Genomic DNA, 15,063 nt, shown 5'->3' with positions numbered 1-15,063 from the left:
GGCGACCGTTCTATTTTTTACTGTCAATATCAAATATCCAGAGCGATGGGCAGTTGCCGTATCGGTTGAGTAGTCTTGAGTTGAGTAAGCTTGTAATGATATAGTTTAATTGATACAACCACTAACGATTACCCTCAGCGCTCGGCTATGAGTGTCTGCCTATGTAGTTTAATAACAAAATCCTATAGCGAAAACCAATGGTGGCTCACCTAAGTAGTCCACCTCTATAGGTTAAGCAGAAAAAGACAGCGCCTGCGTAACCTCAAGAATTGCGCACTTTTTCAAAGAGATTTCCAGCATTTGGCAAATTGCCTTCACATCAGCAAGTGCTTGCTCAGGGCTTTTGGTTAGATGAGCGACAACATTGATTGGCAGCGACACAACCAGGTCTTCCTCAGTGGTTCCTACAACGTGTGTGTAGCCATACTCTGGTCCCATCAGGGTGTTGCGGACTTTACCTTGCATGGTGTCCGTATCGAATGTTAGTAATGTGTGCTTCATGTGAATGCGAATGATGATGTTTTAAAATTGTATTTTAATCATTTTGGAAGTGGCTCATCTAATAAGCGAGCAACTAGTTCCTAATCATGTTTTTTGCGCTTCATATCTGTAGAAGAGACCTGTCAAACAACGTTAGACAGTAAGCGTGGCACAAATTTCCGATATATAGTTGGCTCATGCTATGATCAGCGTCACAACTGGTCTTGATTTTGATTAAGCGTGTGATGATTAAAATCAATTTGAATTTTATTCATTTTCGTTGATTGCAAAAATGGTTGGCATAGCAGAAAACTTCTCATTCCGTTTAAGATGAAACGACTTCTCTTACTGCACCGGAATGAGGAGCAGCGCAGCTCCATCACTTCGCTATTGAGCTTGGCCGGGTACGAGGTAGTCTCTTTCAGCGAGGGCTATCAGGGAGTAGAGTCCGCCAAGCAACGCCAGCCTGATTTGGTTTTATGCGCTACTGAATTGCCCGATGTAGATGGCTATGGCGTCCTGCACTTGTTTCGCTGCACCGCTTCTCTGGCTGCTACTCCGTTCATTCTCATAGGTCCTACGGCAACTTGGGCCGATACGCGGCGGGCTATGGATGCCGGTGCGGACGATTATCTGTCTGTACCCTTAGTTGCGGGTGAACTGCTCCAAGCAATAGCTGGGCGTCTCCACCGCTTCCACCTACTGCCTGCCGAGCCTATAACCACCGGGCACGATGAGGAGGCCGTAACAGGATCCTTATCTTCTTTGATTACGGATCGTACGCCGCACATCGTAGCTCGCCGGCACAGTGTGTATAGGGAGGGAGAAGATCCCAAACAGTTGTACTTTATTCAATCGGGTCGTATCAAAGCAATTAAGACGACTTCGTTTGGCAAAGAGTTGATTACCAGCTTTTACCAAACAGGGGAATTTTTTGGCTATAAGGACTTACTGGAACAAACGTGCTACCATGAATCGGCAGTGGCGATAGAGGATTGCGTGCTGTTGCACATCTCGGCTGCTGACTTTTTACAATTGGTGCGCTTGCCCGAGGTAAGCCAGCAGTTTGTTCGCTTGTTAGCTGGGCGTAAGCGAGCACGCGAGCAGCAATTGCTGGATATGGCATACCAGTCGCTCCGCCGCCGCGTAGCAAATGCTCTTCTTGTGCTACACAATCAAGAAGAAGCCACCGAGGCGACCTCCTTTATTCGCGTAGCGCGCGAAGATCTGGCCTCCCTAGTAGGCATAGCACCTGAGTCGTTGAGCCGGACTTTGAGCGAGTTTCGGCACGATGGCCTACTGGAAGTTTCATCGCAGGGAATCCGCCTGTTGCAGCCAGATTATATGCGGCAAGCCGAATGGTAATTCTCGGTTGGTAAGTGTCGCTGACATTCGTATGCCTGCTAAATAGGCATTTGTTGAACATATTCTATGTTTTTCGCGGTTCTAACCGAAGGAAGATGCGTCCTCATTCTGGCCGCCTTAACTAGACCTTCTCGCTCTTACTTTGTTGGCTTAACAACACTCTATATTCCCAAGCTGCCCTTTTCACACTACCTTTGTAAAGGCCGATTCGAAGGCCTTTTCTTCCGTCACTCCTACTCCTCATACATGACCCTGAAACCTCAGCCTGCTGACGTGTTTGTAGACCGCCACAACGGCCCCGATGAAGCCGCCGTGACCGAGATGCTACGCGCCATTGGCGTCGAGTCACTCGACCAGCTCATCGACGAAACCGTGCCGGCCGCTATCCGTTTGCAGAAGCCGCTCGACTTGCCCGCTGCCCTCACGGAGCGGGCTTTTTTGGCGAAATTCGCGCAGATTGCCGGCCAGAATAAGCTCTATAAGAACTACATCGGCCTGGGCTATTATCCTACCCAGCTGCCGCCTGTTATCCAGCGCAATATCCTCGAAAATCCCGGCTGGTACACCGCCTACACGCCCTACCAGGCCGAAATTGCCCAAGGTCGTCTCGAAGCCCTCATCAACTACCAGACGATGGTGATGGAACTGACCGGCCTCGAAATTGCCAACGCTTCCCTGCTCGACGAGGGCACGGCCGCGGCAGAGGTGCTGCACATGTTTCACTCGCAGACCAAGAAGAAAAACGCGCATAAGTTCTTTGTGTCGGAGCAGGTGCTGCCCCAGACGATTGATGTGGTGCGCACCCGCGCTACCCCCCTCGGTATTGAGCTGGTGGTAGGCGACCATCGCACCGCCGACCTCGCCGACGAAGCCCTGTTCGGCGCCCTGCTGCAATACCCCGCCGCCGACGGCGCCGTGTACGACTACACCGACTTCATTTCGAAGGCACATGAAAGCGGCCTGCTGGTAGCCGTAGCCGCTGATTTGCTGGCCCTTACCCTGCTCACCCCTCCCGGCGAGATGGGTGCCGACGCTTGCGTGGGCAACTCTCAGCGCTTTGGCGTGCCCATGGGCTACGGCGGCCCGCACGCCGGCTTCTTTGCCACCAAAGATCAGTTCAAGCGCGTCATTCCGGGCCGCATTATTGGGCAGAGCATTGATGCGGCTGGCAACAAGGCCTACCGCATGGCCCTGCAAACTCGCGAGCAGCACATCCGCCGCGAAAAGGCTACCTCCAACATCTGCACGGCGCAGGTGCTGCTATCGGTGCTGGCGGGTATGTATGCCGTGTACCACGGTCCGCAGCGCGTGCGGCAGTTTGCTGTTAATGCACACGCCCTCACGCAGTTGCTGGCGCAGGAGTTGGCCGCTCTGGGCCTGGAGCAGCAAAACGAATTCTTCTTCGATACGCTGACCCTCAAGCTGGAAAGCGAGGAGCTGCAAACCGCTATCCGCCAAGAAGCGGAGGCCGCCGGCATCAACTTCCGCTACTTCTCCCAGGAAGGTACGGCCCGTGTGGGCATTGCCCTGAATCAGAACACCGAAGCCGAAGACGTAGCCGACATCGTGCGGGTATTTGCGAAAGTGCTGGGCAAGTCGTTCGACAAAACGCTGATCCTACCCACTGAAACGGAGCTGAATTGGTCTGAGGCACTAGTGCGTCAGAGCGCCTACCTCACGCACCCGGTCTTCAACACGCACCACTCCGAAACTGAGATGCTGCGCTACATGAAGCAGCTCGAAAACAAGGACCTGAGCCTGGCGCACTCCATGATTCCGCTCGGCTCGTGCACCATGAAGCTAAACGCCACCGCCGAGATGATTCCGGTGACGTGGCCCGAAATCGGTGGCTTGCACCCTTTCGCCCCGCGCGAGCAGGCGAAAGGCTACACGCAGATTTTCAACGATTTGGAGCAGTGGCTCTGTGAAGTTACCGGCTTTGCGGCCGTGAGTTTGCAGCCCAACTCAGGTGCCCAGGGTGAGTACGCTGGCCTGCTGGCCATCCGCGACTACCACGAGGCGCAGGGCAATGGTCACCGCAACGTGGCGCTCATTCCAGCTTCGGCCCACGGCACCAACCCCGCCTCAGCTGTAATGGCCGGCATGCAGGTAGTGGTAGTGAAGAGCACAGAAGACGGCAACATCGACGTACAGGACCTGAAAGACAAGGCAGCCAAGTACGCCGATACCCTGTCGTGCCTGATGGTGACTTACCCCAGCACGCATGGCGTGTACGAGGAAACCATCATCGATATCTGCCAGACCATTCACCAGCACGGCGGCCGCGTGTACATGGACGGCGCCAATATGAACGCCCAGGTGGGCCTCACCTCGCCCGCCACCATCGGTGCCGATGTGTGCCACCTCAACCTGCACAAAACGTTCTGCATTCCGCACGGCGGCGGCGGACCCGGTGTAGGCCCCATCGGCGTAGTAGCCGACCTGGCGCCCTACCTGCCCGGCCACGTGGTGGTAGATGCTGAAGGTCGCACGGCCGGCGCGGTATCGTCGGCGCCGTGGGGTTCGGCCAGCATCCTACCCATCAGCTACGCCTACATTTCGATGATGGGTGGCGAAGGGTTGACGCAGGCTACGCGTATTGCTATTTTGAATGCTAACTATCTGAAGGCGAAGCTGGAATCGCACTACCCGGTGCTGTACGCGGGTGCCAACGGCCGCTGCGCCCACGAGATGATTCTGGATTGTCGCCAGTTCAAAAAGGCTGGTATCGAGGTAGAGGATATTGCCAAGCGCCTGATGGACTATGGTTTCCACGCGCCTACTGTGTCGTTCCCGGTAGCGGGCACGCTGATGGTAGAGCCTACCGAGTCGGAAAGCAAAGAAGAGCTGGACCGTTTCGTAGAGGCGATGGTGAAGATCCGGGAGGAAATCCGGGAGGTGGAAGAAGGCCGCGCCGACGCCAAGGACAACGTGCTGAAGCACGCCCCGCACACCGCCGCCACCGTACTGGTGCACGACTGGACGCGCCCCTACTCCCGCGAGCAGGCGGTGTACCCCACTGACTACGCCCGCGCCTACAAGTTCTGGCCCGCCGTATCGCGCGTTGACTCAGCCTACGGCGACCGGAACCTGATCTGCTCCTGCACCTCTACCGAGGACTACGCCGATGAGCCTGAGCAGTTGGTACAGGCCGACAAAGGCCCGTCGTATTAAGCTGATAGCTAACGAAGTCGACTTCGCATTGCTACACAAAAAGGTGCGTGTAGTTGAGCTTTAGGATTATTGAAAGCAAAACCGGCCGACGCTTCTGAAGTGTCGGCCGGTTTTGTTATAAAACGGAGGGTAGGAATTACCATTGCTTCGGGAAGCATGTGCGGTACATATAGCCGGTTACTACCTTGTCGCCGTTGCTCACGCGGGCTTTCACGAAATAAGCATCTACAGAGTCAATTACCTGCACCTGCATACCCGATTTGATTTCTGCCAGTTGAGGCGAATCCTTCTTCATGCCATCATATAGGATGCATTCAACGGCAGCCGTGCGCTCAACTGGGGCTTTGGAAGCGTGGCTGTTGCCACGGCCATCTTCGCGGGCAGCGTTGCAGCCACCGAGTAGGGTAAGGGCCAATAAGCCTGAAAAGGATACGCGTACTGTTTTTTTCATGGTAAAGGAAGTATGGTGTAATGCGGAAAAATTTATATTTTATCAACTTCCTCGCCCAGCTTCCTGAGTATAGCAATTTCGATACCAGAGGTGCTAACTAACGGGGAACGTTGGCTTTACGTGTGGTGTTTACTCTATACCATCGGCCACCTCGCCACGTTATAGCGAGGGCCTGGTTTCTCCCACGTTTTTAACTTTCGTATGAATCGTATATCCCGTTTCCTGAATCGCTCTGCCACGTTGGCGCTGGTGGGCGTTGCTTTGCTGCTAGGCGCTAGCAGCTGCGCCACCTCTTCCCGGGTAGGCGTCTCCTCCGATTTTGACCACGCCGTGAACTTCCGGGCTTACAAAACCTGGGCGTGGTATCCACAGCAGCCGGTAGATGCAGAGGGCGGCCCAGCCAAGGGCTACGAGTCGTTCTTGGATCAGCGCCTGCGTACGGCCATCGACCGGGAGCTGACCAACAAAGGCCTGACGCGGGTTGAGAATAACCCCGACATCTACGTGGCCTACAATGCCAAGGTAGAGGAAAAGCAGTCCGCATCGCCCTACTATAATGGCTTGGGTTACCCCTACTATGGTTATGGCATGTATGGTGGCCTATATGGCAGGGGCTACGCGCCTATGAGCCAGTATGCGGCCGGCACAGTCATCATCGACTTAGTAGATGCCAAGCGCAAAGAGCTGGCGTGGCGCGGTTCGGGCCAGGCTCAGATAGATAACAACCACTCTATCTCGGAGCAGGAAGTGTACCGAATCGTGAACGGCATCATGGGCGTGTACCCGCCTTCCGATCAGGCGCAAGCCCGTCGCTAAGCTTCTTCTCGATTAAATAGAAAACCCCGCTAACATCGTGTTAGCGGGGTTTCTTTATGCATATACATCATGCCTCGCATGATGTATATGCAGGCTGCCCTAGATCGGCACGTTTACGTGGCGCTCGGCGTGGTAGGAGCTGCGCACCAATGGGCCGCTTTCCACGTATTTCAGACCACGACGCAGACCTTCTTCGCGGTAGTGAGCAAAGAGGTCGGGGTGAATGAATTCGGCTACCTCTAGGTGGCGCTTGGTGGGTTGTAGGTACTGACCCAGGGTTAGAATGTCGAGGCCGTTGGCTACAAGGTCATCCATGGCTTGGTACATCTCTTCCTTCTTCTCGCCTAAGCCCAGCATGATGCCCGACTTGGTGCGGTGCCCAGCGGCTTTCGTCCGGCGGATTTGCTCCAGCGAACGGTCGTACTTGGCTTGTGGGCGCACGAGGCGGTAGAGGCTGCCCACGGTTTCTACGTTGTGCGAAATCACTTCCTGTCCGCCCGAAATCATGACGTCCAGCGCTTCCCAGTTGGCTTTCACGTCGGGAATAAGCGTTTCGATGGTAGTGGTAGGAGAAAGCTGCTTGATGCGCACCACCGTCTCGTGCCAGATACTGGCGCCGCGGTCCTTCAACTCGTCGCGGTTTACGGAAGTAATTACGGCGTGCTTTACACCCATCGTCAGGATGGCTTCGGCTACGCGGCGGGGCTCGTCGGTATCGTACTCGTTGGGGCGGCCAGTGGCCACGGCACAGAACGAGCACGAACGTGTACAGATGTTGCCCAGAATCATGAAGGTAGCAGTGCCCGCACCCCAGCACTCGCCCATGTTGGGGCAATTGCCGCTTTCGCAGATGGTGTGCAGCTTGTTTTCGTCTACCAGCTTGCGCACCCGGGCGTACTCGGGGCCTACGGGCAGCTTCACGCGCAGCCAATCGGGCTTGCGGGGCCGGGCCGGTGCAACGGCTTCCGGCTGTATTACGGGTAGTAGCAGCAGATCATCCATAGATAACAAAGATACGCAGCGCATGGCTTACACAAAGATGGCAGCCAATAGCGACGCTAGGTTTCCTTCACAACCATTAGCTGCGGAGAAAAGTTGAGGGCCTGAAAAGACAACAGGGTAGGGTTGAGGGCCTGAAAAGACAACAGGGTAGGCTAGCTGCGGTGCCCGAGGTAGATGGTGAGGTACACCGAGGGGTAGAACTGCTTGTTGAGCTTGGAGCTGGGCACGTTGTTGTCGCGCAGAATCTCTACGCGCTTGGTGTACATCTCCAACAGAAAGCCAGTTTCCACGCCGGCTACCGCGTCGCGGTAGCGGCCGTACTCAAAGCTGAGCGCCCCGCGTAGGTGCGCGCCTACCGTGGGCTTAATTTCGCTGGCACCCCGGAACAGCGGGGCCCGGTCGATGGGCGTTTGGGCGTTATTGGGGTCGTATTGCGCCTCGCGTATGTCCTGGGAAGCGCCGGGTATCGGATTGCCGTTGCCATCGCGCAGGGTGTAATCGTAATACACATAGTAAGGCATGAGCAGCCCGATAGACGGGCCGGCACTAGCCAGCGCATTTACCTGTACGCCCGACTCAGCCGCTTTCCGGAAGATAACGCGCTGCAAACCCACAGAAGGCCGCAGCACATAGAAATAATTGGTCTTGCCCGGCACATAGGAACCGCCGGTGTAAGGATTGATGAATTTATCTTCTTTCTGTCCTTTCACTTCCACTGCCTCTAGGCTCCAGAAGCGCAGCCAGTCCTGCGACAGCACTTTGGAGGAACGAAAGTGCACTCCGCCAATCAAACCGCCCTGAGTATTGAAGTTGACGCCGTACACCATTTCCTTACGGTAGGAAGGGTCGTCGCCGCTGCCGGCGGCGCTCTGTGCGCTGGCAGCGCCGGTAGCGGCCAGTAGCAGCGCCAGGGTAGAAAAACCAGAAGCCAGTAAAGTTCGCACGGCAGGCAAAGAAGCTAAGGGCGAGGAGATTCGAACAGAAAACGACCGCTCCGAGGCAGCCTGATCGAAAGTACGTAAATTTGTTGTCATTGTCCTGCCAAATTTCTGATTCTATGAGCACTGCCAGCGCCCGCTATACCGGCCAACTGCGTACCGAGGCTACGCACAACGCTTCCGGTAACACGATTATTACCGATGCGCCCGTAGACAACCACGGCCGGGGCGAGGCCTTTTCGCCCACTGATCTGGTGGCGGCTTCGCTGGGTGCCTGCATGATGACCATTATGGGCATCGTAGCCGAGCGCCACCAGCTGGACCTCACCAGCGTTACGTACGACGTGACCAAGCACATGGCCGCCGAGCCGCGCCGCATCCGGCAAATTGACGTGCAGTTTCACCTGCCCGCCAGCCTACCCGAAAAGGAGCGCGCCCTACTAGAGCGTGCTGCCCACACCTGCCCCGTAGCGCTTAGCCTGAACCCGGAAATCAAGCAGGAAGTTTCGTTCCTGTATGAGTAGGGAAAAGGTATAGTAGTGAGGTTGTGAAGTAAAAAGACGTCTGTCATCCTGAGCTTACGAAGGACCTTCTCACATAAGAACGACCATCGTAGCAACGACTCGTTCAACGGGCATAAGGTCCTTCGTAAGCTCAAGATGACAGACGTCTTTTTACTTCACAACCTCACTATTTCACCAATTGCTGCACGTCGCTGAGGCGGATGCCCATGTGTGAAGCGTCGTAGCTGCACTCGCCGTTTTGGATAAGCAGCAGTTGCGGCGACTGGTGCTCTACACCAAACTTCTGAGCTATTTCGTTGGAAATGGGCCGGTAGCGGAGCAGGTCGAGGTAGTAGATGGGGGTGCCATCGAGGCCGGCCGAATCCCACTGGCGCTCAATCTTGCCTTTGGCGGCAGCGCTGATGGAGCAAGTAGTGCTATGTTTGAAAACCAAAACCGGATGCTCGTGCGATTCCTGCACGATGTCGGCAAGCTGTTCGGGTTGGGTGAGGGGTTGCCAGGGAGTCATACTTCAGAGCGTTTTAGAGTTGTTTTTTGCGGGTAAGACGTAAGCCGGGGGCCGTTGGTTCGCTGACGCGGGCTGTGCCGGTGCGGTCAAACCGGTAGTTGTTGCGGCTGTCGCGGGGTAGGGGCGTGCCTGTTTTGCCCCGTTTCAGCGCTTTCGGCGTAACGGCCAAGTGCGACTCTTTGTACTTAGCCGGGTACTTGGACGCGTCGCGCAGGGCGCGGCGGTTTTCGGACCGGTGCTGGGCCGGGGTGGTGTACTCCGTTTGGGCCGAGGCCGAAGCAGCCAGTAGCAAGGCAGATAGAAGTAGCAAGCGTTTCATACCAAAGCATACGGAAAGTGGGAGAGGGTAGCCATGCAAAACGGCTTGATTATCTGCGAGTCAACAGGAATGAGGGCGCTAAAATATGATGCCCAGAAACCGGTATTGCCCTACTTTACGCTTCCGGCTGCGGTCACGTGTTTTCTTTTTCAGTAGTCCCTGTTTGTCGTAGCTGTTGTGCTGGGGCGGCGCGTTTTCTGCCTGAGCAGTGCTCTGGCTGCTGCCATCCGCACTCTGCTCAGCATCAGGAGCAGAGGCTTTCGCCTTTTTCATCTTGGGCTGCGGCGGACCTGTGGGGTCGGAAATATGGTAGCGGTGACAGCCCGTTTGGGATAAAAGCAGCCAGCCGCTCAACAGCACGAGCAGTACCAACCGTAAACACTTTGTGGGCCGAGTAGAGAAGAACATAGGCAACGGGTTGATGCAGTGAGAATAGAACCCTGCCCAGAAATCAAGCCAATAACGCTACTATGGTAGAATTAAAGCAGGAGGAAGTAACGAAAAAATAGGTTTTGTATGGAGCCTTTAAATGCTCTAAAATTGGCATTCTGAGCGCAGCGAGGGGGCTAAATAACAGATTCCTCGCTGCGCTCAGAATGATGCCTTTACAAGCTGTGTAAGTTAAATGGGTGAGCAGTTGAAAGGTTATAGAGACGCATAGTTGCGCCTCATAACCGTCCGAATCGTTCAACGACGAGACGCAAGTATGCGTCTCTACACCGTTCGAGCGGCGCGGAAAGCTTAGTAGTTGCGCAGCTTCTCCACCGCATCGCGCAGGCGCTGAAGGGGTAGAAAGTCCTTTTCCAGGGTAGGGGCAAAGGGCACGGCCGTATCCAGTGAGGCCACGCGGTGCACGGGCGCATCGAGGTGCTCGAAACAATTTTCGCCAATCCAGGCGGCCAACTCGGCACCCAAGCCGCCCGTGAGGGTGTCTTCGTGCAGCACCAGCACGCGGCCGTTTTTTCTCGGCGGTGCGACGCACGGCCTCCTGGTCCCAGGGTAGGAGCGTGCGCAGATCAAGAATGTCGCAGCTTACATTCAATTCCTCGGCTACCTGCAAGGCCCAATGCACGCCCATGCCGTAGGTGACGATGCTCAGCTCGTCGCCCTCGCGGACCAGGGCCGCCTGCCCAATGGGCGTAGTATAGTAGGCATCGGGTACGAGGCCACTCACGGAGCGGTAAAGCAGCTTGTGCTCAAAGTACATCACTGGGTTGGGATCTTCCAGAGCGGCGCAGAGCAAGCCCTTAGCGTCGTGCGGGTTGCTGGGAAATACCACCTTCAGGCCGGGGGTGTGCGTAAACCACGCCTCGTTGCTCTGGGAGTGGAATGGTCCGGCCGCGGTGCCAGCGCCGGTGGGTAGGCGCACCACCACATCGGCGTTTTGACCCCAGCGGTAGTGGCTCTTGGCTAAGTTGTTCACAATCTGGTTGAAGCCGCAGGTCACGAAGTCGGCAAACTGCATTTCTACCATGCTCTTCTTGCCGCGCACGCTCAACCCCAAGCCAGCTCCCAAGATGGCCGACTCGCACAAGGGCGTGTTGCGCACCCGCCCCTTCCCAAACTCCTCTACCAAGCCTTCTGTTGCTTTGAACACGCCGCCATATTCGGCAATGTCTTGGCCCATGAGCACCAGCTCGGGGTAGCGCTCCAAGCCCTGGCGCAACCCGTCGCGGATGGCATCTACATAGCGTTTCACTGTGGCAGGAGCGTCAGGGGTAGGTGTTTGCTCAGAGCCCTCGAAAGGAGCGTACATATCGGCCAGCTCGCGGATAGGGTCGGGGGTAGGGGCGGGGAGGGCATCGGCTTCCCGCAGGCCCTGTTCAATCTCCGCCTTTATCTTCTCCTGGAACTGATGGCGGGCCGTTTCGCTCAGCAGGCCTTCGCTGATGAGCCATTGCTCGTACGTAGCCACGGGGTCTTTGGCGGCCCACTCCGTGAACAGCTCCTGAGGAACATACTTGGTGCCGCTGGCTTCTTCGTGCCCGCGCATCCGGAAAGTAAGAGCCTCTACCAGCACCGGCCGCGGATTCTGGCGCAGGTCCTCGGCCAAGCGCTGCATGGTGCCATACACTTCCAGCACATTGTTGCCGTCGATCTGCACAGCCTCCATACCATAGGCTGGTCCTTTGTCAATGAAGCTCTTGCAGCGAAATTGCTCGTTGCTGGGGGTAGAGAGGCCGTAGCCGTTGTTTTCGATGAGGAAAATGACCGGCAGCTGCCACACGGCTGCCACGTTCAGCGCCTCATGGAAGTCGCCCTCGGAGGCGCCGCCGTCGCCGCTGTATACCAGCGTCACGCGCTTTTGTTCGTCCAGCACGTCGGCCAGGGCAATGCCGTCGGCCACGGCTAGTTGCGGGCCGAGGTGGCTGATCATGCCCACAATGTGGTGCTCGCGGGAGCCAAAGTGAAACGACCGGTCGCGGCCCTTGGTGAAGCCGCCTTCTTTGCCCTCCCACTGGGCAAACAATCGCCCCAGTGGCACCCGCCGCGCCGTGAATACGCCCAGGTTGCGGTGCAGGGGTAGAATATACTCATCGGGGTTGAGCGCCAAGGTGCTACCCACCGCAATGGCCTCCTGCCCGATGCCCGAAAACCACTTGCTGATTTTGCCCTGCCGCAGCAGAATCAGCATTTTCTCCTCAATGAGGCGGGGCTTGAGCAGCTCTTGGTAAATGGTTAGCAGTTGCTCGGTGGGGTAGGCGGCGCGGTCGAAGGGCATAGCAATAGGGGCTCAAAAGGGTAACGCTGGCAAAAGTAGGCGTTTGCACCGGAAGGGGAATCGTGGGATGATTTTTGGGGTAGGCGGCCGACTCATTTTATAGCCTATTCTACTTCTACTGTTTGCCTATGCGCCCACTTTTACTTGTTGCTTTCCTCTGTACTACCGTGCCTACTCTGGCCCAACAACCCGATACGCTGGCACCGCGACGGGTAGCGGTAGAATTGCCAAGCACAGATTCATTGGCGTCGAGAGTACCGTCAGAAATTCACAAACGTTTTATCTGTTTCAATCCGACTATCTCGACAACACATACTACTTCTACTATAGTATTCCTCTCTATCCAAGAGCAACTGCGCCAGGTGGCCGGCATGCAGGTTACGCCCTACTCCGGGGCGCCGGGGGCGCAAATGGTGATGCGTATTAGGGGGGTGGCCAGTTTTACTGATGATGCCCAGCCGCTGTATGTGGTAGATGGTGTGCCGGTATTTCAGCGTACGTTTCGGTCAGGCGCAAGAAGTTCCGTTTATCTGGATGCGCTGCCGGAAATACAGGAGCTAGACACGAATCCATTACTACACATCCCAACGGAGGACATCGAGCAGGTAGAGGTGCTGAAAGGCGCCTTCGAAACCGCGCAGTACGGTTCACAGGGCATTAATGGCGTTATTCGCATCACCACGCGCCAGGGGCATACCGGAGCGCCGCGCGTGCAGTACATTGGCTACGGCGGCGTGCAGCAGGCTCGCTACTGCTACGAGCTATTGGGCGCCCGCCAGTACGCCGTACTAGCCAACGAAGCCGCCCGCAACGACGGACAGCCGCCGCGCTTCTCGTTGGCCGAAGTAGCCGCTCTGGATCGGGGCACCGACTGGCAGGCGGAGATGCTGCGCACTGCCGCCATACAGGAGCACCACCTGAGTCTCTCGGGTGGCACCGCCGCTACGCACTACTACACAGGCGTCGACTACCTCGGCCAACAGGGAATAGTGCTTAACTCCAATCTGCGCCGCTACGCCGTGCGGGCCAACGTAGACCAGCAAATAGGCCAACGCTTACACGTAGCGGTGCGAGGTAGCCTGAGCGAAACGCAACGGCGCGTGCCGTCTTATTATGCCCTGCAAAACGCGCTCTACGAGCAGCCTACCCGCACGGTGCAGGATACCACCAATCAGAGGTATCTGGTAAATCCGGTGCAGGAAGCCCGCGAATGGTATCAAACGCCCCGTCAGCAACGGCTATTAGCACAGCTGAATGCACAGTACCGCCTAGCCACCGGGCTCACGCTGGAACTACTGGGCGGATTGGAGCGGGCCACGCAGCGCAGTGAGTCATACAGATCAGCTTTCGCCTCCTACCCCGCCGGACAGAATGCCGACCTTGCCAGCACCTATAGACAATGGGTGATCAACCCGGCTCTGCGCTATGTCCGTAGCTTCGAGGATGGTCGTCATGCCATAACGGCCAGCGTAGAAGCTATTCGACAACGACAAAGCCTAACGAATAGGAAAGAGAGCTACATTCCGGGTACTCCTGTACTGAGCATTGAGGATGAATGGGAAAAAATAGGTGTCGATTTTTACCAGTTGACCGGCGGCTATACGTTTGCGGAGCGCTACCAAGTGCAAGGCAGTCTTCGCCGCGATATATCGGCCGCTTTTGCTTCCGTCGACCGCTCGCAGTGGCTGCCAGGCGTGCAGGCTATCTGGCACGCAGACAAAGAAGGCTTTCTACGGAAAAATCAACTGGTTAGCAAGTTGAACACCTGGGTAGGCGTGGGCTATACATCGGGGGCAGGCAATTTGGGTCGCAACCTATACACACTGCCCATGCCTGTTTTTGGTGGTAGCCCCTTTCTGCCGCTGCGGGAGCGTAGCCGACAGCTCGATGCCGGCCTTGCGCTGGGCATGTGGCAAAATAGATTGAATCTAACTATTCAAGGCTACACCCGGCGTACCGTCGACGAAAAATCATCGTTCCGCGAGTGGCCCGGCATGCTGCACAACAATGGAGTGGAGCTAACCGTGAATGGGCAGTGGCAACTAGGCCCGGTGCAGGGTAGTACAACATTGGCCGCCGCCGCTAATCGCAACCGCTACCAGCTAAAGTCGCCGGATGATGACAACCCATACGACAGGACGGTTCATAACCGGCCGCTCAGCACTTTCTATGGCTTGCACTACCTGGGGGTAGACGCCGTTGGCCGGCCGCGCTTCGTCGGGAGCAATTCAAACAGTCAATCCAGACCCGAAGACTTCCAGCCGCTGGGCAATGGCCTACCCCGGCAGCTGCTCACGCTCACACAACAGCTTACCTACAAACGACTAACGCTGGATGTGCAAGCCGATGCCATGTGGGGTTATCAGGTACAAAATCGTCAGTTAAACGTGCTAGATGTGCCATCTGGCCGTGATAATGCCACTACCCGCGTGCTGGACCGCTGGACGCCCACCAACACAACCACTAATGTACCACAGGCTAACCAGCAGCTACAAATATCGTCTTTCAACGACTACACTCTGCAATCCGGCAACCACGTCCGTCTGACGGCCGCTACGCTCAGCTACCCAGTGTGGCAGCGGGCAGCCCGCAGTGCCAGCGTGTGGGTAGGCGGGCAAAACCTGCTAGTCCTCACGCGCTACCGCGGTTACGACCCCAACGTTAGCTCCTTCGGCTCCGACGGCACGCAAGCCGGCTTTGATATAGGCGCCTATCCCACGGCGCGCACGTTTCTGCTGGGTGTACGCGCCACGTTGTAAACAAG

General features: G+C 56.4%; 12 protein-coding genes and 1 pseudogene. 5 read left to right on the top strand and 8 right to left on the bottom strand.

What is annotated here, in order from left to right; all coding sequences use genetic code 11:
* Window positions 1-231: 231 nt before the first annotated feature.
* Window positions 232-501, bottom strand: coding sequence for a hypothetical protein (locus F1C16_RS16945; protein WP_185281791.1), 270 nt, complete (start codon window positions 499-501; stop codon window positions 232-234).
* Window positions 502-810: 309 nt separating this feature from the next.
* Here F1C16_RS16945 and F1C16_RS16940 point away from each other — a divergent pair, with 309 nt between their 5' ends.
* Together F1C16_RS16940 and gcvP are read left to right on the top strand one after the other, a co-directional pair.
* The gene (locus F1C16_RS16940) at window positions 811-1,845 is read left to right on the top strand and encodes a cyclic nucleotide-binding domain-containing protein (protein WP_185281790.1); all 1,035 of its coding nucleotides are present in this window, start codon (window positions 811-813) and stop codon (window positions 1,843-1,845) included.
* 246 nt (window positions 1,846-2,091) lie between these two features.
* Complete coding sequence (gene gcvP, locus F1C16_RS16935) at window positions 2,092-5,019, top strand: aminomethyl-transferring glycine dehydrogenase (RefSeq protein WP_185281789.1); 2,928 nt, start codon at window positions 2,092-2,094, stop codon at window positions 5,017-5,019.
* A gap of 136 nt (window positions 5,020-5,155) precedes the next feature.
* Here the strand turns inward: gcvP and F1C16_RS16930 are convergent, their stop codons facing one another.
* Complete coding sequence (locus F1C16_RS16930; protein WP_185281788.1) at window positions 5,156-5,470, bottom strand: SH3 domain-containing protein; 315 nt, start codon at window positions 5,468-5,470, stop codon at window positions 5,156-5,158.
* 201 nt (window positions 5,471-5,671) lie between these two features.
* On the opposite strand from F1C16_RS16930, the gene F1C16_RS16925 reads away from it, so the two are divergent.
* Window positions 5,672-6,286, top strand: a complete 615-nt coding sequence (locus F1C16_RS16925) for a DUF4136 domain-containing protein (protein ID WP_185281787.1) — start codon at window positions 5,672-5,674, stop codon at window positions 6,284-6,286.
* 99 nt (window positions 6,287-6,385) lie between these two features.
* Here F1C16_RS16925 and lipA read toward each other — a convergent pair whose 3' ends face one another.
* Both lipA and F1C16_RS16915 read right to left on the bottom strand, forming a co-directional pair.
* Window positions 6,386-7,279 carry a lipoyl synthase gene (gene lipA / locus F1C16_RS16920; protein ID WP_185284374.1) on the bottom strand — a complete coding sequence of 298 codons (894 nt, stop codon included), beginning with the start codon at window positions 7,277-7,279 and terminating at the stop codon, window positions 6,386-6,388.
* A gap of 161 nt (window positions 7,280-7,440) precedes the next feature.
* Window positions 7,441-8,232 carry a hypothetical protein gene (locus F1C16_RS16915; protein ID WP_185281786.1) on the bottom strand — a complete coding sequence of 264 codons (792 nt, stop codon included), beginning with the start codon at window positions 8,230-8,232 and terminating at the stop codon, window positions 7,441-7,443.
* Between the two features lie 113 nt (window positions 8,233-8,345).
* Here F1C16_RS16915 and F1C16_RS16910 point away from each other — a divergent pair, with 113 nt between their 5' ends.
* Window positions 8,346-8,750 (top strand): OsmC family protein, encoded by a 405-nt coding sequence (locus F1C16_RS16910; RefSeq protein WP_185281785.1) that lies wholly within the window; start codon window positions 8,346-8,348, stop codon window positions 8,748-8,750.
* A gap of 166 nt (window positions 8,751-8,916) precedes the next feature.
* On the opposite strand, the gene ytxJ is transcribed toward F1C16_RS16910, so the two are convergent.
* From ytxJ to F1C16_RS16890, 4 genes and pseudogenes are all read right to left on the bottom strand, one after another.
* Window positions 8,917-9,258, bottom strand: a complete 342-nt coding sequence (gene ytxJ / locus F1C16_RS16905) for a bacillithiol system redox-active protein YtxJ (RefSeq protein ID WP_185281784.1) — start codon at window positions 9,256-9,258, stop codon at window positions 8,917-8,919.
* Between the two features lie 13 nt (window positions 9,259-9,271).
* The gene (locus F1C16_RS16900) at window positions 9,272-9,577 is read right to left on the bottom strand and encodes a hypothetical protein (protein WP_185281783.1); all 306 of its coding nucleotides are present in this window, start codon (window positions 9,575-9,577) and stop codon (window positions 9,272-9,274) included.
* 78 nt (window positions 9,578-9,655) lie between these two features.
* On the bottom strand, window positions 9,656-9,985 hold the full coding sequence (locus F1C16_RS16895; RefSeq protein ID WP_185281782.1) for a hypothetical protein: 330 nt from the start codon (window positions 9,983-9,985) through the stop codon (window positions 9,656-9,658).
* A 333-nt stretch (window positions 9,986-10,318) separates the two neighbouring features.
* Window positions 10,319-12,299: pseudogene (locus tag F1C16_RS16890) on the bottom strand (thiamine pyrophosphate-dependent enzyme).
* 128 nt (window positions 12,300-12,427) lie between these two features.
* Between F1C16_RS16890 and F1C16_RS16885 the strand changes: the two are divergent.
* Complete coding sequence (locus tag F1C16_RS16885) at window positions 12,428-15,058, top strand: TonB-dependent receptor plug domain-containing protein (protein ID WP_185281781.1); 2,631 nt, start codon at window positions 12,428-12,430, stop codon at window positions 15,056-15,058.
* Window positions 15,059-15,063 lie beyond the last annotated feature (5 nt).

This window comes from Hymenobacter sp. NBH84 (genome assembly GCF_014217645.1).
Lineage (GTDB): Bacteria > Bacteroidota > Bacteroidia > Cytophagales > Hymenobacteraceae > Hymenobacter > Hymenobacter profundi.
This window is presented reverse-complemented; position numbering and strand designations above follow the sequence as displayed.